The following is a 20222-nucleotide window of genomic DNA, read 5'->3' as shown; positions in this document are numbered from 1 at the left end:
CGCAGGCCGCGCAGTGGCGTGAGTGGCTCGCGGCCGCCGAGCAGGCTCTGGCGACCCGCTAGTTCCGACGCTGAAGGCCTCCTCTCCCAGGTGGAGAGGAGGCCTTCAGCGTGTTCACAGCTGATTCGTCACAACTGGGGTGGCCGCGAGGCCGCGATCTTCACCCACTTCACCAGCAGGACGATCACCGCGATCACCGCGATGACCAGGCCGATGCCGGGACCGGGTCCGATCGTCTTGTTGCTCGTGGTCGTCTGCTGCGTCCAGATCGACAGCACGCCCGTCACCGAGCCCGCGAACAGGCCCAGCGCGCACACCCACGCGAGGCCCCAGCGCCGCACCGCGAGCGTGATGCCGGAGCCGAGCACGCCGATGCCGAACGCGAAGAACGAGAACAACCTCGGAAGGAAACTCGCCGACTCGCCGAGCACGACGTTCAGGCCCGTGTCGTCACCGATCCACGGAAGCACCAGTGACACCAGCAACGCCAGCACGGCGATGGAGATCGTCAACGCGCCTGTGCCGGGATCGATGCGCTTGGCGGCCCGCTGCTCCACCGCGTCGATCTCCTTGCGCAGGTACTCCTCCTCGCTCACTGGGCCGAGCACCCCGACACGGCGGGTAGCGGCGAGGGCGCCCCGAACGACGGCAGGCCGAGGCCGACGCCCGCGGTCTTGGGCTTGATGCCCGCCTCTGACCGGTCACCGGCCTTGGTGCGGCGCCACGACAGCGGCTCGCCGTCCGCGACGAGGTAGTGCGGGGCCGCGTAGGTGACAACGGTCTCGACGACGTCACCGGGACGCGGCACGGTGGCACCGGGCGCGAAGTGCACGAGACGCCCGTCGCGCGAACGGCCGCTCATGCGGTGCGTCTCGGCGTCGCGCTTGCCCTCACCGGTGGCGACGAGGACCTCGACGGTGCGGCCGACCTGCTCGATGTTCAACGAGTGGGTCATCTCGTTCTGCAGCGTCACGAGCCGGTCGAAGCGTTCCTGGACGACTGCCTTGGGCAGCTGGTCGGGCAGTTCCGCCGCCGGGGTGCCGGGACGCTTGGAGTACTGGAACGTGAACGCCGACGAGAACCTGGCCTGGCGCACCACGTCGAGCGTGCCCTGGAAGTCCTCCTCGGTCTCGCCGGGGAACCCGACGATGATGTCCGTGGTGATCGCGGCGTCCGGCATGGCGGCACGGACCTTGTCGATGATGCCCAGGTACTTCTCGGTGCGGTACGAGCGGCGCATCGCCTTGAGCATGCGGTCCGAACCGGACTGCAGCGGCATGTGCAGCTGGTGGCACACGTTCGGCGTCTCGGCCATGGCGGCGATGACGTCGTCGGTGAAGTCCTTGGGGTGCGGCGAGGTGAAGCGCACGCGCTCGAGGCCTTCGACGCCACCGCAGGCGCGCAGCAGCTTGCCGAACGCGAACCTGTCGCCGAACTCGGCGCCGTAGGAGTTGACGTTCTGGCCCAGCAGCGTCACCTCCAGCACGCCCTCCGCGACCAGTGCCTCGACCTCGGCGAGCACGTCGCCGGGGCGGCGGTCCTTCTCCTTGCCGCGCAACGACGGCACGATGCAGAACGTGCAGGTGTTGTTGCAGCCCACCGAGATCGACACCCAGCCCGAGTAGGCGGAGTCGCGGGCGGCCGGCAGCGAGGAGGGGAACGTCTCCAGCGCGTCGAGGATCTCGATCTGCGCCTCTTCGTTGTGGCGGGCGCGTTCGAGCAGCACCGGCAGCGAACCGATGTTGTGCGTGCCGAACACGACGTCCACCCACGGGGCACGGCGGACGATCTCGCTGCGGTCCTTCTGCGCGAGGCAGCCGCCGACCGCGATCTGCATGCCCGGCTTCGCCGCCTTCTGCGGGGCGAGATGGCCGAGGGTGCCGTAGAGCTTGTTGTCGGCGTTCTCGCGGACCGCGCAGGTGTTGAAGACGACGACGTCGGCCTGCTCGTCCTCCGCGGCCCGCGCGTAGCCAGCGTCCTCCAGTAGACCGGCGAGCCGCTCGGAGTCGTGCACGTTCATTTGACAACCGAACGTGCGTATCTGGTAACTGCGGGTCACTGCAACCAACCTTTCGTCGGGTGCAAGCGTAGAACGCCCCCGTGGCACGATGCGCAGGTGCTGGGACGAGTACATGCCGCAGTGAGCCTGTTGACCGCCGCGACGGTCCTGACGGGGTGTGGCAGCACGCTGGAAGACGTCAAGATCACGATGGCGACAGGCAGTGAGGGCGGCGTCTACTACTCGCTCGGCAACGGCCTCGCGGACATCTGGAGCGGGCGTCTGGGCATCGCGCGACCCCAGGTCGTGGCGACCGCCGGGTCGAAGGACAACGTCATCAGGCTGGTCAACGACCAGGCGCAGGTCGGCTTCTCGCAGGCCGACGCCGTCGACGGGGTGGAGGGCGCCTCCAAGCTGCGCGCCCTGGCCCGGATGCACGACGACTACCTGCAGGTGATCGTCCGCGCCGACCTGCCGGTCACGAAGCTCAACCAGCTCTCGGGGCTGCGCGTGTCGATCGGCGGGAAGGAGTCGGGCGTCGAGATCATCGCGCGCCGGCTGCTGCAGGCACAGAACGTCAAGCCGCAGGAGTTCAACCTGAGCCTCGACGACTCGGCCCAGGCAATGCGGGAGGGCAGGCTCGACGCGTTCTTCTGGTCGGGAGGGCTGCCGACGGCTCGCATCACCGAGCTCACCAAGGGCCTCGGCGTGCGGATGCTCGACCTGAGGGACGAGTTGTCCACCTTCCGTCAGCAGTATCCTGTATACGGAACGGCGACGCTGCCCGCCTCCACCTACAACCTGCAGTCCGGGCCGGTCATCACGCTCGTGGTGCGCAACTTCCTGCTCGTCACGGAGTCGATGCCCGACGACGTGGCCGAGGCGTTGGTGCGGCAGCTGTTCGAGGGACAGCCCGAGCTCGTGAAGGCGCACTCGGCGGCGCGGACGATCGAGCAGCGGTCGGCGATCGAGACGTCACCCGTGCCGCTGCACGACGGCGCCATGCGCTATTACCGCGAAGCCAAAGTCTGACTTCCGCGGTTCAGAGGGCCGGCAGCTCGATCACGACCTTGAGACCGCCGTCCTCTGGCGATTCGAGGCGAACGGTGCCGTCCACACGTTCGACGACTAGGCGCACGATCGAGAGACCGAGTCCGGAGCCGGCGACGTTCTGATGCGCGGGACTGCGCCAGAACCGGTCGGTCGCGCGGTCGAGCTCGTCCGGTTGCAGGCCGGGTCCGTGGTCCGCGACGGAAAGCCGGATGGTGCCGCCGTCCTTGCGGGCGTCGACCACGATCAACGTGCCTTCCGCGGTGAACTTCAGAGCGTTGTCGAGCAACGCGTCCAGAATCGTTTCGACACCGCGCGGCGGAGCCAGGGCCATGCCGACGCGTTCCCCGTCGAGCACGAGATGGACGTCCTTCGCGGCCGCTGCCGCCTGCCACGCGGAAAGGCGCGCGGACACGGACTTGTCGACGTCGACGGGCACCGGGTCGACGGAGCTGGACTCGGCGCGCGCCATGGCGAGCAGCTCGTCGAGGATGCGGTTCAGCCGGTCGGTCTCGCTGAGCGCCTCGACCTGGTGCACCTCGGCCTCGGCGTCGACGTGACCCTCCAGGTTGGACAGCCGGAGTTTCAAGGCCGTCAAGGGGTTCCGCAGCTGATGTGAGGCGTCGGCGACGAACGCGCGCTGGGAGGCGAGCACATCGCTCACGTTCGCCGCCATCTGGTCGAACGACCGGCTCAGCTGCCGCAGTTCCGGCGGCCCGCTCTCCGCGCCCACCGGCGGCACCGGACGGCCGGACACCACGGCGGCGAGGAGCTTGCCGGTCGCGTCGTCCAGTGCCTGCACCGGCCGCAGCGTCCAGCGCACCACCGGCAGCGCCAGCAGCACCGCGAGGGCCAGCACCAGCAGGCTCGCCGCGAGCAGCAAACCCCACCACGCCAGGACCTCGAACCGGGTCTTGGAGGTCGGCGAGAACGTGATCACCGCGCCACGCACCTCACCGTCGACCAGGACGGGTTCGGCGAGCACCAGCTTGCTCTCGCTCCAGGGCATGAACAGCGGCGGAGCGACCGGCAGACGTCCCGCCAGCGCCTTGCTGATCAGGTCCTGCACGGCGTTGTCACCGAGCGCCAGGTCGTTGCGCGACGACACCCGCGAAACGGTCGGCGCGTCGCGGGCGACCACCGCCACGCCGATGTCGTAGAGCTCGTCGTAACGCTCCAGCTCCGCGCGCAGCAGGTGCGGCTGGTCGTCGATCAACGGGCGCTGCGCCAGCGAGGCGAACCGGCTGGTGTCGGTGAGCCGGTCCAGGAACATCTCCTGCTGCTCCGCGGCCGCCACCCCACGGCCCAGCGGCACGCCCAGGCCGACGAGTACCAGCACGATCAGGGCGAGCACCACGCCCAGCAGCCGGGACCTCACGGACGGTCACCCCGGGCGACGGCGACACGCCGAAGAAAGATCACCCGATCGAGTTTTCCCACGACATCACCGTTCACGACACCTGCCCCAGCCGATACCCGACGCCGCGCACGGTCTCCAGCAGCGCGGGCCGGCCGAGCTTCGTCCGCAGCGTGGCGACGTGCACGTCCAGCGTGCGGTTGGCGCCGGACCAGGTCCGTCCCCACACCTCGGCCAGGATCCGCTCCCGCGTGCACACCGCGCCACCCGCCGCCATGACCAGCGCGAGCACCTGGAACTCCTTGCGCGACAGCGCGACGGACTCACCCGCCACGGTCACTTCGTGCCGGCCCAGGTCGACCCGCACGTCGCCGGTCTCGAACACCTCCGTCGACACCGCGCCCACACCGACAGGATCGGCGCCGCGACGGCGGCGGACGGCGTGCACCCGCGCGACGAGTTCTCCCACGTCATAGGGCTTGACGAGGTAGTCGTCGGCCCCGGCGTGCAGGCCGAGGATCCGGTCGTCGATCTCCCCTCTCGCCGACACCACGATGATCGCGACGTCCGAGGCCGCCCTGATGGCACGGCACAGCGTCACACCGTCCATGTCGGGCAGGCCGAGATCGAGCAGCACCACGTCGACGCCGGTGAGGCGGTCGAGCGTGCCGCGGCCGGTCGCCTGCCGATCGACGTGGAAACCACGTCTGGTCAGGGCTGGGACCAAGGCCTCTGCGACCCTGTCGTCGTCCTCGACGAGCAGCACGCGCACTTTCGCTACCTCCCGGGCAACCGATGTCTGCCTGTGACAGAGTTGAGACCCTAAGTCTTGCTCAATGTCCTGGACTGGTGTGGTGGCGGACACCTAGGTTTCCGCCAACGCCGACGACCCCAAATGGAGGACTGGATGACTGCCGCCTCTGCCCCGCCGATGATTCGTGTGGCGGGTGTGGACAAGTTCTTCGGCCCGTTGCACGTGCTCAAGAACGTGCAGCTGGAAGTGCCGAAGGGGCAGGTCGTGGTCGTGCTGGGGCCGTCGGGTTCCGGTAAGTCGACCCTGTGCCGGACCATCAACCGCCTCGAGCCGATTGATTCCGGACTCATCGAGGTCGACGGGCAGCCCCTTCCCGCCGAAGGAAAGGAACTGGCACGCCTGCGCGCCGATGTCGGCATGGTGTTCCAGTCCTTCAACCTTTTCGCCCACAAAACCATCGTCGAGAACGTGATGCTCGCTCCGACGAAGGTGCGCAAGACTCCGGCCGCCGAGGCGCGCAAGACCGCGATGGAGCTGCTGGAGCGAGTCGGGATCGCCAACCAGGCGGACAAGTTCCCGGCCCAGCTCTCAGGTGGGCAGCAGCAGCGTGCGGCGATCGCCCGCGCGCTCGCCATGAGGCCCAAGGTGATGCTGTTCGACGAGCCGACTTCCGCGCTCGACCCGGAGATGGTCCAGGAGGTCCTGGACGTCATGACCGGCCTCGCGAAGGACGGCATGACGATGCTGGTCGTCACGCACGAGATGGGCTTCGCCCGCAAGGCCGCGGACCGGGTGATCTTCATGTCCGACGGCGAGGTCGTCGAGGATTCGACCCCGGAAGAGTTCTTCTCGGCCCCGAAGTCCAACCGCGCGAAGGACTTCCTTGGCAAGATCCTGACTCACTAGAAGTCAGCCCACTTTCGAACGAATGGCAGGAGAAGGACGATGAGGGTTCGCACCCTTGCGGCGGTGCTGCTGACGGGCGCACTGGCCCTGACCGCGTGTGGCAAGGAGGGCAGCCCGACCGACCAGGGCGCGCCCGCCGGCCTGTTCGAGGTCGCCAAGGACGTCAAGGTCGACGGCTCGCCCACGTTCGAGAAGATCAAGGCGCGCGGCTCGCTCGTCGTCGGTGTCAAGGAAGACCAGCCGGGACTGGGCTACAAGGACCCGACCACGAACAAGTACAGCGGCTTCGACATCGACATGGCGCGCCTGGTCTCCGCCAAGCTGGGCTTCGATCCCGAGAAGATCCAGTTCAAGACGATCCAGTCCGCCGCTCGCGAGCAGGCGCTGATCAACGGGGACGTCGACTACTACGTCGGCACCTACACGATCAACGCGGGCCGCAAGGAGAAGGTCGGTTTCGCCGGACCGTACTTCGTGGCCGGTCAGGACCTGCTGGTGAAGAAGGACAACACCGACATCACCGGCCCGGAGACCCTCAAGGGCAAGAAGGTCTGCTCGGTCACCGGCTCGACCCCGATCAAGAAGATCCGGGACAACAACTACACCGAGCCGCAGAACATCCTGGAGTTCCAGGGCTACTCGCAGTGCGTCACCAAGCTCCTCGACGGTGAGGTCGACGCGGTCACCACGGACGACGCGATCCTCAAGGGCTACGCGGCCGCCGAAGAGGGCAAGCTGAAGGTCGTCGGCAAGACGTTCTCCAGCGAGCCCTACGGCATCGGCCTGCCCAAGGAGGACAAGGCCCTGCGCGACAAGGTGAACGACATCCTGCAGGCATCGCTGGACGACGGCACCTGGCAGAAGATCTACGACGGCACGCTCGGCAAGTCGGGCGCGTCCGCGCAGAAGCCGACCATCGACCGGTACTGACGGTTTCTCACGTGGCCGGTGGATCCCACGTGGGTCCACCGGCCGTTCCTTTGAAGGCGGACGGACGGCAAGGAAACCGATGAGCGTCCTCACCAACAACCTAGATCTGTTCCTGCGTGCATTCGGCCAGACACTGCAACTCTTCGCGGTCTCGGGCGTGCTGTCGCTGCTGCTGGGCACGCTGCTCGCGGCGTTGCGGGTCAGCCCGGTCCCGGTGTTCAGGGGCATTGGCACGATGTACGTGACGGTGCTGCGCAACACGCCGTTGACGCTGGTCTTCGTGTTCTTCCTCTTCGCGTATCCGCTGCTGGAGATCGTGAAGATCGAGCCCTACACCGCGGCAGTGGTGGCGTTGTCGCTGTACACGGCGGCCTTCGTCTGTGAGGTTGTGCGGTCCGGCGTCAACACCGTCCCGGTCGGTCAGGCCGAGGCGTCCCGCGCGCTCGGTCTCACGTTCGTGCAGATGCTGGGCACCGTGGTGCTGCCGCAGGCGTTGCGCTCGGTGGTGCCGCCGATGACGAGCACCATGATCGCGTTGCTGAAGAACACGACCGTCGCGTCGGGTTTCGCCGTCTTCCAGGCCGGCACGATCCGAGACTCGCTGTCGGAGCAGGGTGAGAACGTCCTGTTCGGACTCCTGTGGGTGGCGATCGGGTTCGTCGTCCTGGTCATGCCGCTCACGTACGCCCAGCAGGTCTTCGAGAAGCGGTGGAGCGTGGCCCGATGAGCATGGTGCTGTTCGACGTCCCGGGCCCGAAGGCACGCGCGCGTCACAAGATCATGGCGGTCATCGGCATCGCCGCGGTGCTCGCGGTGCTGGTGTACGTGATCATGCGTTTCATCGCCACCGACCAGTTCTCCGCCCGCCGGTTGAGCTGGATCAACTACAAGCAGATCCAGCTCTCCCTGGTCGAGGCGATCGGCAACACGCTCAGCGCGTTCGCCGTCGGCGCGGTGCTGGCGCTCGCGTTCGGTGCGATCTTCGCGGCGGCACGGCTGTCCGACCACGCGTGGGTACGCGCTCCCGCGGCGGTGATCGTCGAGATCTTCCGCGCGATCCCGCTCGTGATCATGATGTTCTTCTTCTACTACGGCCTTCCCGTGGCCGGCGTGAAGCTGACCGCGTTCACGGCGGTCGTGGTGAGCCTGATGCTCTACAACGGCTCGGTGCTCGCGGAGATCTTCCGCGCGGGCATCAACTCGCTGCCCAAGGGACAGAGCGAGGCCGCCTACGCGCTGGGCATGCGCAAGACGCAGGTGATGGTTCTCGTGCTGCTGCCGCAGGCGTTGCGGGCGATGCTGCCGACCATCATCAGCCAGCTCGTCGTGCTGTTGAAGGACACCGCGCTCGGCTTCCTCATCACCTACGAGGAGCTGCTGAGGTGGGGTACCCGCATCGGCGGTGACGCGGTGAACTTCGGCCGGCCGATGATCTCGGTGATGATCCTCGTCGCCGCGATCTACATCGGACTGTGCCTGGTGCTGACGTGGCTCGCGAACTACCTCGAGAAGCGCAACCGCCGCAACAAGAAGGTCATCCACCTCGACCACGCGGAGCCGCTGGCGCTCAACGAAGTCAAGGTCTGACGTCCGCGACGTGAGCGGTGCGTGTCCACATCGGACACGCACCGCTTTCTACTTCCAGAGCACCGAATCGCAGTTGTTCGCCACGTAGTCCGCGGCCTGCGAGCCATCACCGGCCTTGGCCTTCGCGGCCGTCTCACGGGCGTAGCGCTGCCCGTCCGGGTCCTCCGGCGAGAACTTCGGCAGCACCTCGTCCATCACCTTCAGCGCCTGGGAGGCAGCCGCCTGGTCGCCGCGTTTCCGCGCGTCCTCCCAGCCTAGGTAGCAGGCGCAGGAGTTGGTGATCTCCAGGACGATCCGCTCGCTGCCCGACGGCGCACGATCCCGTCCCGGCCCCGACTTCTCCGCCAGCACGGCCAGATCCGGCTTGCGGCTCTCCGGCCAGGTGAACGTCGAAGAGTTGTCCCGCATGGCCTTGGTGTACTGCTGCTGGTCCACCAGCTGCACCGGCGCCGGTTGCGGTGAGGCACAGCCGGCAACCAGCGCCAGTGCGGCGAGCGCTGCGATCAGTTGCCGCTCCACCACAGCGTTCCTCCGACGGTGCCCGAGGTGTAGGGGCTGTTCGACGCGAGGCAGAACTTGGTGCCCGCCTTGAAGTTCGTGCCCACGTGCTTGCGCGTCTCCTCCATCCGGACGAACGCGCCACGTGTGTTCCGGTCACCGCACTTGTACCAGGCGAGCTGCATGACGCCGCCGAGAGCGACCTGCGCGTCGATGTTCGAACCGGCGACCGTGATCGTGCGAGCGGTGGTGAACCACGTGACCTGGTTGTGCTTGAACGGCACCGTGATCGTGGTTGACGCCGCTTGGGCCGGCGTTGCCGACAGCATGGCGAAGCCCAAGGCGAGCAGACCGGCGAGAGCGCGTTTCATCGGAGTCCCTTTCAGGAGTAGACGTTCCAGTCGACGACGCCGCACCAGGCTTGCCCGTCCACCGCGTCAGCCACGACGTCGAGACAGAACGTGGTCCCGGCGCGGAAGTTCGAACCGAGCCGCCGGCGTGAAAGGTCACCCGCCGGGAACCGGACGGGACTGCCCGCCACCCTGTGATCGCCGTCGCGGTACCACCGGATCTCCAGGTCGACGGGACTGGACGTGACCCGCAGGTAGACGTCCGAGCCGTCGGCGGTGATCGTGCGCACTGCGAGCAGGTCTGCCGATGCGGTTCGCATGCCGCGGAACGTATCGACGGCAGCGGAACCGGGTCGTCTCACGAAGAGTGGATCTCTCGTCAACTTTCGCGGTACGCTTCTGGTGGGGGATCTACCGCGGTGACGTCACATGAGTGAGGGGCATTGTGACGCGCGTGCTTGTTGTCGACGACCAGCCGTTGTTCAGAGCGGGCTTGGTCGCGTTGCTGAACGCTTCACCGGACATGACCGTCGTCGGCGAGGCCGCGGACGGTGACACCGCCGTGCGGCTGGTCGAGTCGTTGTGCCCGCACGTGATCCTGATGGACATCCGCCTGCCCTGCGGCCTGGCGGCGCTGGAACGCGTCGTGGCGTCGGGGTCGTCGGCGCGGGTGCTGATCCTGACCACGTTCGATCTCGACGAGTACGTCCACGAGGCGTTGCGCCTGGGCGCGGCGGGCTTTGTGCTGAAGGAGTCGGAACCCGCCCGTCTGCTGGCCGCGATCTCCGCGGTGGCGTCCGGCGAGATGCAGTTCAGCCCGACCGTCATGCGCCGGCTCGTCGCGGCCTACCTGCGGGGTGACGTGCCGGTCGCTCCGTGGGTCCCGGCAGGTCTGGACGAGCTGACCGGCCGCGAACGCGAGGTTCTCAGGCTGGTCGGCACCGGCCTGACCAACGCCGCGATCGCGAGCAAGCTGACCGTCACCGAGGGCACCGTGAAGACGCACCTCAACCGCGTGATGACGAAGCTGCGGCTGACCAGCCGGGCACAGGCCGTGGTGATGGCTTACGAGTCCGGGCTGGTCATACCGCAGGCTGTCGCTAAGACCGCTTGAACAGCTTGTTGCCGAGCCAGACGATCGGGTCGTACTTCCGGTCGGCCACGCGCTCTTTCATGGGGATGAGCGCGTTGTCGGTGATGTGGATGTGCTCGGGGCACACCTCGCTGCAGCACTTGGTGATGTTGCAGAGGCCGAGCCCGTGCTCCTCCTGCGCCTGGTCGACGCGGTCGGCGGTGTCGAGCGGGTGCATCTCCAGCTCGGCGACCCGCATGAGGAACCGCGGCCCCGAGAACGCCTCCTTGTTCTCCTCGTGGTCACGCACCACGTGGCAGGTGTTCTGGCACAGGAAGCACTCGATGCACTTGCGGAACTCCTGCGAGCGCTCGACGTCGACCTGCTGCATCCGGTACTCGCCGGGGGCCAGGTCCTTCGGCGGCGCGAACGAGGGAACCTCGCGCGCCTTGGTGTAGTTGAAGGACACGTCGGTCACCAGGTCGCGGATGATCGGGAACGCCCGCATCGGCGTGACCGTGATCGTCTCCGACTCCTCGAAGATCGACATCCGGGTCATGCACAGCAGCCGCGGCCGTCCGTTGATCTCCGCGGAGCACGAGCCGCACTTGCCCGCCTTGCAGTTCCACCGCACCGCGAGGTCCGGTGCCTGCGTGGCCTGCAGCCGGTGGATGATGTCGAGCACGACCTCACCCTCGTTGACCTCGACGGTGAAGTCCTCCAGCGCGCCGCCGGAGTCGTCACCGCGCCACACCCGGAACTTCCCCTGGTAGCTCATGACAACTCCTCGGCGGTGAGGTACTTCTCCAGCTCGGTGCGTTCGAACAGGTCGAGCAGGTCGTTGCGGATCGGGATCTGCGGCTTCTCCTCGACGGCGACACCGTCACCGGAAACGTTGCACACCAGCAACTTCCGCCGCCATTCCGCGTCCATCGACGGGTGGTCGTCGCGGGTGTGACCGCCGCGGGACTCCGTGCGCAGCAACGCGGCCCTGGCCACGCATTCCGACACCAGCAACATGTTCCTCAGGTCCAGCGCGAGGTGCCAGCCCGGGTTGAACTGCTGGTGGCCCTCGACCGTCAGCGACTGGGCCCGCTCCTTGAGCTTCTCCAGGCGCTGCAACGCTTCTTCCATCTCGCCCGCGCGCCGGATGATGCCGACCAGGTCGTTCATCGACTGCTGCAGCTCCATGTGCAGCGTGTACGGGTTCTCGCCGCCCTCTTGCTGGAACGGCTTGAGGGCCGTCGCCCGCGCTTCGGTGACGGTCTCCTCCGGCACGACCGGGCGATCGCTCATCGCCCGCACGTACTCCGAGGCACCCGCGCCCGCGCGCCGGCCGAACACCAGCAGGTCCGACAACGAGTTGCCGCCCAGCCGGTTCGAGCCGTGCATACCGCCGGACACCTCACCGGCGGCGAAAAGCCCTGCCACCGAAGAAGATCCGGTGTCCGGGTCGACCTCAACGCCACCCATCACGTAGTGACAGGTCGGGCCGACCTCCATCGGCTGCGCGGTGATGTCGACGTCGGCCAGTTCCTTGAACTGGTGGTGCATCGACGGCAGCCGGCGGCGGATCTCCTCCGCGGGCAGACGCGTTGACACGTCGAGGAAAACGCCGCCGTGCGGTGACCCGCGACCGGCCTTGACCTCGGAGTTGATCGCGCGCGCCACCTCGTCGCGCGGCAACAGTTCCGGTGGGCGCCGGTTGTTGGCCTGGTCGGCGTACCAGCGATCGGCTTCTTCTTCGTTGTCGGCGTACTTGTCCTTGAACACCTCGGGGATGTAGTCGAACATGAAGCGCTTGCCGTCGGAGTTGCGCAGCACGCCACCGTCACCGCGGACGGACTCGGTGACGAGGATGCCTTTGACGGAAGGCGGCCAGACCATCCCGGTGGGGTGGAACTGGATGAACTCCATGTTGATCAGCGAGGCACCCGCCCGCAGTGCGAGCGCGTGGCCGTCGCCGGTGTACTCCCACGAGTTCGAGGTGACCTTGAACGACTTGCCGATGCCGCCGGTCGCGAGGATCACCGCGGGTGCCTCGAACAGCACGAACCGGCCGGACTCGCGCCAGTAGCCGAACACACCGGCGATGCGGTCGCCGTCCTTGACCAGGTCGGTGACGGTGAACTCCTGGAACACCCGCAGGCGTTCCTCGTAGTCGCCGAACTCCTTGAAGTCCTCCTGTTGCAGCGACACGATCTTCTGCTGCAGCGTGCGGATCAGTTCGAGGCCGGTGCGGTCACCGACGTGTGCGAGACGCGGGTACTCGTGGCCACCGAAGTTGCGCTGCGAGATGCGGCCGTCCTTGGTGCGGTCGAACAGCGCGCCGTACGTCTCGAGTTCCCAGACCCGTTGCGGTGCCTCCTGCGCGTGCAGCTCGGCCATCCGCCAGTTGTTGAGGAACTTGCCGCCGCGCATGGTGTCGCGGAAGTGCACCTGCCAGCTGTCGCTCGAGTTCACGTTGCCCATCGCGGCGGCGATGCCACCCTCGGCCATCACCGTGTGGGCCTTGCCGAACAACGACTTGCAGAGAACGGCGGTGCGCATGCCGTGCTCACGGGCCTCGATCGCGGCACGCAGACCGGCACCGCCCGCGCCGATCACGAGAACGTCGAACGAATGCCTTTCCAGCTCGGGCAAAACCACTCCTTAGTTGATGAAGCGGAGGTCGGAGATCGTTCCCGAGGCGACCAGCGCGACGTACAGGTCCGTGAGGCAGACGAAGATCAGCGAAGCCCAGGCGAGCTGCATGTGTTTGTTGTTGAGCTTCGAGATCTGCGTCCACGTCCAGTAGCGGACCGGGTGTTTGGAGAAGTGCTTGAGCCGCCCGCCCGCGATGTGGCGGCACGAGTGGCACGACAGCGTGTAGGCGGCGAGCAGGCCGACGTTCGCCAGCAGGATGATGTTGCCCAGTCCGACGCCGGTGCCGAACGCGAGGATCGCGTCGTAGATGTTGATCAGCAGCAGGAGCGAGGCCGCGTAGAAGAAGTAGCGGTGCAGGTTCTGCGCGATCAGCGGGAACCGGGTCTCACCGGTGTACTTGCTGTGCGGCTCGGCCACGGCACAGGCGGGCGGTGACGCCCAGGCGGCGCGGTAGTAGGCCTTGCGGTAGTAGTAGCAGGTGATCCGGAATCCCAGCAGGAACGGGATGATGATCACCGGCGGGGTCAGGAAGCCGGGCAGCGCCGGGAACCACTGACCGAAGTGCGCGGCCGCGGGGACGCACTCTTCCGTGAGACATGGCGAGTACATCGGTGTGAGGTAGTGGTACTGGTCGACCCAGTAGAAGTCCCCCTGGAACGTGCGGAACGCCGCGTAGATCGAGATGAGCAGCAGGCCGACGAATGTCGTCAGCGGCGGCAACCACCATCGGTCCGTGCGCAGAGTCCTGGCGGCGATCTCTGCCCTCGCCATTACTCACCTTTCTGGGGGTCCACGTCGTTGTGGAGGAACGACTACGGCCCCCGCGTCTCGCGGGGGCCGTGTGATCAGCTCGGATCAGGACCGGTGGTACCCACCGAGTCCTTCGTCGTCTGCGTCCTTCCACAACGACTCGTCGTAGGGCGTATCGGGCACGACCACGACCTCGCGTTCCACTCGAGGCGCTTCCCGCTGCCTCGGTGTGTTGCTGAGGTCGACGAGTTCGGTGGCGTCGATGTCCATGCGTTCTACGTCGTTGGCAAGGCGTTGAACGGCCGCGACGTCGCCATACCTGGCGCGCAGCGCGGTCACGCAGTGCCGCATCTGACCGATGACCCGGCGCAGTTCGACGATCTCCGTGGACGTCATGGGACACCTCCGTTCCAAGGTCGTGCCCCGCACTCTGCCCAATCTCAAGCCATGTGACAAGCACCACACGCCAAGATTCAAAACTGGCCACGTCCCAGCTACTGAATCGTTTTTGTGTCTACGACCAGCCATGACTTACTGTGTGTGGCGTCACGCCCGTCCGTGGGACGCCACCGTTGTCGTCTCGAAAGGGCCCCACCACGGCCCGTGATGACCCGGAGATCCCCATGAGTGTTGTGCATCCCGTACTGACAGAGGTGACACGCCGAATTGCCGCCCGCAGCGCGGACTCCCGGCGCATCTACCTCGAACGTGTCGCCGCTGCCACGCAGGACGACACGTCCCGGTCCGGCTTCGCGTGCAGCAACCTGGCGCACGGCTTCGCTGGAATCACCGGCGGCGACAAGGCGGCGCTGCGGGCGCTGCGCAAGTCGAACATCGCGATCGTGTCCTCCTACAACGACATGCTGTCGGCCCACCAGCCGTTCCAGGAGTACCCGGCCTGGATCAAGGACTCCGTCCGCGCCGTGGGCGGCGTGTCCCAGTTCGCCGGCGGCGTGCCCGCGATGTGCGACGGCATCACCCAGGGCCGTGACGGCATGGAGCTGTCGCTGTTCAGCCGCGACGTCATCGCGATGTCGACGGGCGTCGCCCTGTCGCACGAGATGTTCGACGCGGCGGTCCTGCTGGGCGTCTGCGACAAGATCGTGCCGGGCCTGCTGATCGGCGCGCTGTCGTTCGGCCACCTGCCGTCGATCCTGGTGCCCGCCGGCCCGATGTCGTCCGGTCTGTCGAACAAGGAGAAGGCCCGCGTCCGGCAGCTCTACGCGGAGGGCAAGGCGACCCGCGACGACCTGCTGGAGGCCGAGGCCGCCTCGTACCACTCCCCCGGCACCTGCACCTTCTACGGCACCGCGAACTCGAACCAGATGGTCGTCGAGGTCATGGGCCTGCACCTGCCGGGTGCCTCGTTCGTGCCGCCGGGCACGGGCCTGCGCCGCGCCCTGACCGAGTACGCCGGCCGCCGTGCCGTCGAGATGGCCAAGGGCGAGGGCTACACGCCCATCGCGCACATCGTCGACGAGAAGGCCGTCGTCAACGGCGTCGTGGCTCTTCTGGCGACCGGCGGCTCCACGAACCACACGATGCACCTGGTCGCCATCGCCGCCGCCGCGGGCATCGAGCTGAGCTGGGACGACTTCTCCGACTTGTCCGCGATCGTGCCGCTGCTGGCGCGGGTCTACCCGAACGGCAGCGCCGACATCAACCACTTCCAGGCCGCGGGCGGCGTCCAGTTCGTCGTCGGAACCCTGCTCGACGCCGGCCTGTTGCACGGCGACGTCAACACGGTCGTGGGTCACGGCCTGGACCGCTACCGCCAGGAACCGATGCTGGCCGACGGCGAGCTGGTCTGGGTCGACGGTCCTGGCCGCTCGCTGGACCTCGACGTCCTGCGCCCGGCTTCCGACCCGTTCGCCGCCGACGGCGGCCTGCGGATGCTCTCGGGCAACCTCGGCCGTTCCGTCATCAAGGTGTCGGCGGTGGCGTCGGAGAACCACGTCGTCGAGGCGCCCGCCCGCGTGTTCACCACGCAGGAGGCGTTCCAGGAGGCCTTCAGGGCCGGCGAGCTCCAGACCGTCCGCACCCTGCAGGGTGCCCACGACGACTGCGTCCGCGGCGGTGGTGCTCAGGTCACCTTCGGTGAGGGCCAGCTTCGGGGCTGTCACGTGCTGCTCCTGGGTTGTGCGTGGTAGGGCTGCTCGGAATCGTGACCCATGCTAAAGGTCCGATGGTCCACCAATGCCGACGCCCGCCCCGTTCGGCGGCAATGCGTGACGTTCACAGTTGCTGACGGTGGCGATTCGCCCGTTTCACGCATCAGTCGACCGGGTGGTTACGGCCGGATGCCGCATCTGCGAATGTGTACCGGTGACCCACACGCCTCGCGAGATCGTTGTCACGGTCGCGCTCGGTCTTCCCGCGGTGCTCGGTGCGGGGGTCTTCGCCGGATTCGCCCCAGCCGCAGGTCTTGCGGGCTGGTGGCTGCTCCCGGCGCTGGCCATTTCCGCATTGGCCGCTTTGTGCTCGGCTTTCTCGACCGCCGACCAGTCCCGTGCCTACCCAGATGCCGCCGGTGGCTACGGATACGTGCGCGCGCAGCTCGGCATCTGGCCCGCACGGATGACGGCGAGCGCCCACCTTGTCGGCCGGTGCGCGATGGCGGCGGCGGTGGCGTTGATGTTCGGCGCGTACGTGGTGCCGGACCAGCCGATGATCGGCGCGCTCGCCCTCGTCGTGGCCACGGCGCTGCTCGGCGCGGTGGGTTTCCGCTTCACCGTCGGTGTCAGCGTGCTGGTGTCGTTGGTCGTTCTCGGTGTACTGGCGCTGGTCGTCGCGTCGAGCTTCTCGATCGAGCCGGTGCCGTCGGCGGGGGAGACGGGCGCGGTCAACGAGCTCGTCGGCGTCGCGGGCCTGATGTTCATGGCCTTCGCCGGCTTCGAACGCATCTCCGCCCCGCACCGAGGTGAGCAGCCACACTCGCCGTCCGTGCTGAAGATCGCGATTCCGGTCCTCATCGGACTGTCGTTCGCCGTCTATCTGGCTGTGGGCGCCGGAGTGCTCCGCCAGCTCGGCGGCGCGCGCCTCGCGTTGTCGCCCGCCCCGCTGCGAGACGCGCTCGCCGCCGCGGACGCGTCCGCGTTGATGCCGCTCGTACAGATCGGCGCGGCGGTGGCCGGTGTGGCCGCACTGCACTTCGTTCTCGCGTCCGCGCACCGCACGTTGACCGGACTGGCCGAGGACGGCGATCTGCCGACGCGCCTCAAGCCCGGTGTGCTGTCGCTCGTCCTGGTCGTCGCCGCTGCACTCGTCACAGCCCTCATGCCAATTGCGACCGCACTGGGCGTGGCGGCGTGCGCGACGTTGTTCTACTACGCCTTCACAAACGCGTCGGCGCGAGTGCTGTTGCAGAACGACCGCACGTGGCCCATGCGCACCGCTTGTCTCGGACTGGGGCTTTCGGTGCTGCTCGCGATGAGCCTGCCGGTGCCCGCGTTGCTCATCTCCCTCGCGGGACTGGGCGCGGGCACCGGTCTCATCGGCCTCACGGCGTCCCTCAGAACGTCACTGAAAGGAAAACGAGCAGCGTCACCGCAACACACACCGCAAGCCCGATGACGCGACCGTTGTTCGACGGGCCGTTCTTGCTGATGCCGTAGTACCCGGCCAGGAAGAAGACGGCGAGGAACACCGCGCCGACGATGCCGCCGACACCACCCAGCACCCAGCCGTCCAGAAGCGTCACGCCGGTGCCCAGAACGAGCAGCGCGGCCTGCAGCACGGTGCGCACGTCAGCGCCCGTTGAAGATCGTTCCCCCTCGGTCATGAGCGGGGACTCTATCGAGTCCCGCATCCAGGGTCACTTAGTAGGACGTCCGAGTTTTGGGAAGACGATTTTCCGTATCCCGACCTGCGGGTTACCGTGCTCACATGACGAGCGAGTTGCCTTTCACCCGGACTCCCCACCCGCACCCGGCGACCCCGGAGCGCGTAGCGGAGGTACTTGCCAAGCCGGGCTTCGGGCAGCACTTCACCGACCACATGGTGACGATCCGCTGGAACCGCGAGAAGGGCTGGCACGACGCTGAAGTCGGCCCCTACAGCTCTCTCTCACTCGACCCCGCGGCAATGGTGCTGCACTACGGCCAAGCGATCTTCGAAGGGCTCAAGGCCTACCGCCAGCCCGACGGTTCGATCGCGTCCTTCCGCCCTGAGGCCAACGCCGAGCGCTTCCGCTCGTCGGCCCGCCGCATGGCGATGCCCGAACTTCCCGACGAGCTCTTCCTGGAGTCCGTCCGGCAGATCCTCGCGGTCGACCACCGCTGGGTGCCGTCGGCAGAGGAGGAGTCCCTCTACCTGAGGCCGTTCATGATCTCCACGGAGAAGGGCCTCGGCGTGCGACCCGCGTCCGAGTACCTGTACGTGCTGATCGCCTCGCCCGCCGGCTCCTACTTCGCGAGCGGCGTCCGCCCGGTGAGCGTGTGGCTCTCGACCGAGTACGTCCGCGCCGCCCCCGGTGGCACCGGCGCCGCCAAGTTCGCCGGCAACTACGCCGCGTCCCTCGTGGCGCAGGCGCAGGCCGCCGAAAAGGGCTGCGACCAGGTCGTCTGGCTCGACGCTGTGGAGCGCCGCTGGGTCGAGGAGATGGGCGGCATGAACCTGTTCTTCGTCTTCGGAGACAAGGTCGTCACCCCCGAGCTGACCGGCACGCTGCTGCCCGGCATCACCCGGAGCTCGCTGCTGCAGCTGGCCTCCGACCTCGGCCTGTCCGTGGAGGAGCGCCGCATCTCGACCGACGAGTGGGAGAAGGCCAACGCCTCCGGTGAGCTCACCGAGGTCTTCGCCTGTGGCACGGCCGCGGTCATCACGCCGGTCGGCCACGTCAAGCACGCTGGCGGCGAGTTCGACGTCGCCGGCGGCGGAACCGGGTCGGTGACGATGAAGCTGCGCGAGCGCCTGACCGGCCTCCAGCACGGCCACGTCGCCGACGCCCATGGCTGGATGACCACCCTGCACTCATAGGGCTGAGCTAAGCGATCACCAGTACGGCCAGAAGCGCGATTTCGGCGGCAGCACCGAGCACATCACCGGTGATGCCGCCGAAACGCTTTCCGGTGTGCTTCACCAGCAACCACACCAGCGCACCGGCGACGACGACGGCGACGACCGCCCGCCACCCGAGCGGAATCGCCGCAGCAGCAAGCACCACCCACGTGCCGACGACCAGCATTGGATGCTGTGTACCGGCGACAAGTGCGCCCAGCCCTTCAGGCCGTGCAGCGGGCACACCACGCATGCAGCAGATGCCGAACGCCGCCCGGCTTGTCGCGAATGCGAGCACGACGACGCCCCAGTGAGCGTGGGGGAGCGCGGCGGCCTGCGCTCCCAGCACGACGATGAGCGTGACGACGCCGAACGGCCCGGCGCCGCCGTCCTTCATGACCTGAAGCGCGCGCTCCGGCGGCCCGTAGCAACCGAGTCCGTCTGCAGTATCCGCGAGCCCGTCGAGGTGCATACCGCGTGTGGCCAGCGCGACGACACCGACGACCAAAAACCCGGCTACCAGCGCCGATATATTGGATACAGACAGCAATGTGAGCACGCCGACGACGAACGCGCCGAGCAACAGGCCGACAACCGGTGTGTATGCAATGGCCCGCCCTGCTGCCTTGCGATCGACGTCGTCGACGTGCAACGGCAAGACCGTCAGCCACGACAGTGCCAGTTTCAAGGGCAGGGCGAGCTTCATTCCTTGTCGCTGATGCCGGCGCTTTCGAACGTCGCCATCTCCGCGAGCACCTTCACCGCCGCGATCAGCAACGGCAGCGCCGCCACCGCACCGGACCCCTCGCCGAGCCGCATCTCGAACTCCAGCAGAGGCTTCAGGTTCAGGTGCCCGAGCGCGATCGCGTGCGCGGGCTCAAGCGACTGGTGCCCTGCCACCCACCACTCGCGCGCACCCGGTGCCAGTTCCTCCGCGACGACAGCGGCCGCTCCCACGACGACGCCGTCGAGCACCACCGGAGTCCGTCGCACGGCCGCCTGCGCCAGGAACCCGGCCATCGCCGCCAGGTCGGCACCACCGGCCGTGGCCAGCAGCGCGATCGGGTCGCTGATCACCAGACGGGCCCGGCGCAGCGCGTCCCGGATCGCCGCCGTCTTGCGCATCCACGCCTGGTCGTCGATCCCGGTGCCGCGCCCGACGACCGCGACCGGCTCCGATCCGGTCAGCGACCCGATCAGCACGGCCGCCGGAGTCGTGTTGCCGAGGCACTGAAATGGCACTGGTGCCTTCGAAATCAGGATTGATCATTCGTTCAACCCCTGGGCCGTTCGTGTCCGGCGTGGTGTCTCCGCGATGGCGGAGA

21 protein-coding genes and 2 pseudogenes are annotated in these 20222 nt (G+C 67.6%); 9 read left to right on the top strand and 14 right to left on the bottom strand.

Annotated elements, in window-relative coordinates:
• Positions 1 to 128: 128 nt before the first annotated feature.
• Positions 129 to 596, bottom strand: coding sequence for an Rv2732c family membrane protein (locus tag FXN61_RS32985; protein WP_312878167.1), 468 nt, complete (start codon positions 594 to 596; stop codon positions 129 to 131).
• A complete protein-coding gene (gene miaB / locus FXN61_RS32980; RefSeq protein WP_167977880.1) occupies positions 593 to 2059 on the bottom strand; it encodes a tRNA (N6-isopentenyl adenosine(37)-C2)-methylthiotransferase MiaB in 1467 nt (488 codons plus the stop codon). Before miaB ends, FXN61_RS32985 begins: the two co-directional genes overlap by 4 nt.
• Before the next feature lie 81 nt (positions 2060 to 2140).
• On the opposite strand from miaB, the gene FXN61_RS32975 reads away from it, so the two are divergent.
• Complete coding sequence (locus tag FXN61_RS32975; RefSeq protein WP_312878166.1) at positions 2141 to 3031, top strand: TAXI family TRAP transporter solute-binding subunit; 891 nt, start codon at positions 2141 to 2143, stop codon at positions 3029 to 3031.
• A 10-nt stretch (positions 3032 to 3041) separates the two neighbouring features.
• Here FXN61_RS32975 and FXN61_RS32970 read toward each other — a convergent pair whose 3' ends face one another.
• A complete protein-coding gene (locus FXN61_RS32970) occupies positions 3042 to 4427 on the bottom strand; it encodes a sensor histidine kinase (RefSeq protein ID WP_167977879.1) in 1386 nt (461 codons plus the stop codon).
• A 73-nt stretch (positions 4428 to 4500) separates the two neighbouring features.
• A complete protein-coding gene (locus FXN61_RS32965; RefSeq protein WP_167977878.1) occupies positions 4501 to 5178 on the bottom strand; it encodes a response regulator transcription factor in 678 nt (225 codons plus the stop codon).
• Positions 5179 to 5337: 159 nt separating this feature from the next.
• Between FXN61_RS32965 and FXN61_RS32960 the strand changes: the two genes are divergently transcribed.
• The 4 genes from FXN61_RS32960 to FXN61_RS32945 all read left to right on the top strand — a co-directional run bounded on the left by FXN61_RS32960 (position 5338) and on the right by FXN61_RS32945 (position 8583).
• Complete coding sequence (locus tag FXN61_RS32960; protein ID WP_188135749.1) at positions 5338 to 6066, top strand: amino acid ABC transporter ATP-binding protein; 729 nt, start codon at positions 5338 to 5340, stop codon at positions 6064 to 6066.
• 39 nt (positions 6067 to 6105) lie between these two features.
• A complete protein-coding gene (locus tag FXN61_RS32955; RefSeq protein WP_167977876.1) occupies positions 6106 to 6996 on the top strand; it encodes a glutamate ABC transporter substrate-binding protein in 891 nt (296 codons plus the stop codon).
• A gap of 79 nt (positions 6997 to 7075) precedes the next feature.
• Positions 7076 to 7723 carry an amino acid ABC transporter permease gene (locus tag FXN61_RS32950; protein ID WP_167977875.1) on the top strand — a complete coding sequence of 216 codons (648 nt, stop codon included), beginning with the start codon at positions 7076 to 7078 and terminating at the stop codon, positions 7721 to 7723.
• A complete protein-coding gene (locus FXN61_RS32945) occupies positions 7720 to 8583 on the top strand; it encodes an amino acid ABC transporter permease (RefSeq protein WP_167977874.1) in 864 nt (287 codons plus the stop codon). The genes FXN61_RS32950 and FXN61_RS32945 overlap by 4 nt, the downstream gene beginning before the upstream one ends.
• A gap of 48 nt (positions 8584 to 8631) precedes the next feature.
• Here the strand turns inward: FXN61_RS32945 and FXN61_RS32940 are convergent, their stop codons facing one another.
• The 3 genes from FXN61_RS32940 to FXN61_RS32930 are packed head-to-tail and all read right to left on the bottom strand — an operon-like array spanning position 8632 to position 9751.
• Positions 8632 to 9102, bottom strand: coding sequence for a hypothetical protein (locus FXN61_RS32940; RefSeq protein ID WP_167977873.1), 471 nt, complete (start codon positions 9100 to 9102; stop codon positions 8632 to 8634).
• On the bottom strand, positions 9087 to 9452 hold the full coding sequence (locus tag FXN61_RS32935; RefSeq protein ID WP_167977872.1) for a hypothetical protein: 366 nt from the start codon (positions 9450 to 9452) through the stop codon (positions 9087 to 9089). Before FXN61_RS32935 ends, FXN61_RS32940 begins: the two co-directional genes overlap by 16 nt.
• 11 nt (positions 9453 to 9463) lie before the next feature.
• Entirely contained in the window at positions 9464 to 9751 is a 288-nt protein-coding gene (locus tag FXN61_RS32930; protein WP_167977871.1) for a hypothetical protein, read from the bottom strand.
• Positions 9752 to 9864: 113 nt separating this feature from the next.
• On the opposite strand from FXN61_RS32930, the gene FXN61_RS32925 reads away from it, so the two are divergent.
• Positions 9865 to 10545, top strand: a complete 681-nt coding sequence (locus tag FXN61_RS32925; protein WP_312878165.1) for a response regulator — start codon at positions 9865 to 9867, stop codon at positions 10543 to 10545.
• On the opposite strand, the gene FXN61_RS32920 is transcribed toward FXN61_RS32925, so the two are convergent.
• From FXN61_RS32920 to FXN61_RS32905, 4 genes are all read right to left on the bottom strand, one after another.
• Entirely contained in the window at positions 10532 to 11281 is a 750-nt protein-coding gene (locus FXN61_RS32920) for a succinate dehydrogenase/fumarate reductase iron-sulfur subunit (protein WP_167977870.1), read from the bottom strand. The genes FXN61_RS32925 and FXN61_RS32920 overlap by 14 nt on opposite strands.
• Complete coding sequence (locus tag FXN61_RS32915) at positions 11278 to 13146, bottom strand: fumarate reductase/succinate dehydrogenase flavoprotein subunit (protein WP_167977869.1); 1869 nt, start codon at positions 13144 to 13146, stop codon at positions 11278 to 11280. Before FXN61_RS32915 ends, FXN61_RS32920 begins: the two co-directional genes overlap by 4 nt.
• Before the next feature lie 9 nt (positions 13147 to 13155).
• A complete protein-coding gene (gene sdhC, locus FXN61_RS32910; protein ID WP_167977868.1) occupies positions 13156 to 13920 on the bottom strand; it encodes a succinate dehydrogenase subunit SdhC in 765 nt (254 codons plus the stop codon).
• A gap of 84 nt (positions 13921 to 14004) precedes the next feature.
• Entirely contained in the window at positions 14005 to 14295 is a 291-nt protein-coding gene (locus FXN61_RS32905) for an Rv0250c family protein (RefSeq protein ID WP_167977867.1), read from the bottom strand.
• A 227-nt stretch (positions 14296 to 14522) separates the two neighbouring features.
• On the opposite strand from FXN61_RS32905, the pseudogene edd reads away from it, so the two are divergent.
• Both edd and FXN61_RS32895 read left to right on the top strand, forming a co-directional pair.
• A pseudogene (edd, locus tag FXN61_RS32900) lies at positions 14523 to 15926 on the top strand (phosphogluconate dehydratase); the annotation flags it as partial.
• Between the two features lie 298 nt (positions 15927 to 16224).
• Entirely contained in the window at positions 16225 to 17472 is a 1248-nt protein-coding gene (locus FXN61_RS32895) for an APC family permease (protein ID WP_167977866.1), read from the top strand.
• Here FXN61_RS32895 and FXN61_RS32890 read toward each other — a convergent pair.
• Complete coding sequence (locus FXN61_RS32890; RefSeq protein ID WP_167977865.1) at positions 17411 to 17680, bottom strand: hypothetical protein; 270 nt, start codon at positions 17678 to 17680, stop codon at positions 17411 to 17413. The genes FXN61_RS32895 and FXN61_RS32890 overlap by 62 nt on opposite strands.
• Before the next feature lie 104 nt (positions 17681 to 17784).
• Between FXN61_RS32890 and FXN61_RS32885 the strand changes: the two genes are divergently transcribed.
• Positions 17785 to 18876: a branched-chain amino acid aminotransferase gene (locus FXN61_RS32885; protein ID WP_167977864.1), complete on the top strand. Its 1092-nt coding sequence runs from the start codon at positions 17785 to 17787 to the stop codon at positions 18874 to 18876.
• A gap of 7 nt (positions 18877 to 18883) precedes the next feature.
• Here FXN61_RS32885 and cobS read toward each other — a convergent pair whose 3' ends face one another.
• Together cobS and FXN61_RS32875 are read right to left on the bottom strand one after the other, a co-directional pair.
• Positions 18884 to 19603, bottom strand: coding sequence for an adenosylcobinamide-GDP ribazoletransferase (gene cobS / locus FXN61_RS32880; RefSeq protein WP_167977863.1), 720 nt, complete (start codon positions 19601 to 19603; stop codon positions 18884 to 18886).
• Positions 19600 to 20124: pseudogene (locus tag FXN61_RS32875) on the bottom strand (nicotinate-nucleotide--dimethylbenzimidazole phosphoribosyltransferase); the annotation flags it as partial. The pseudogene FXN61_RS32875 and the gene cobS, both read right to left, overlap by 4 nt.
• Positions 20125 to 20222 lie beyond the last annotated feature (98 nt).

The organism is Lentzea indica (assembly GCF_012184385.1).
GTDB classification, from domain to species: domain Bacteria; phylum Actinomycetota; class Actinomycetes; order Mycobacteriales; family Pseudonocardiaceae; genus Lentzea; species Lentzea indica.
The sequence above is the reverse complement of the archived record's forward strand: the minus strand, read 5'-3'. Positions and strand labels throughout refer to the sequence as shown.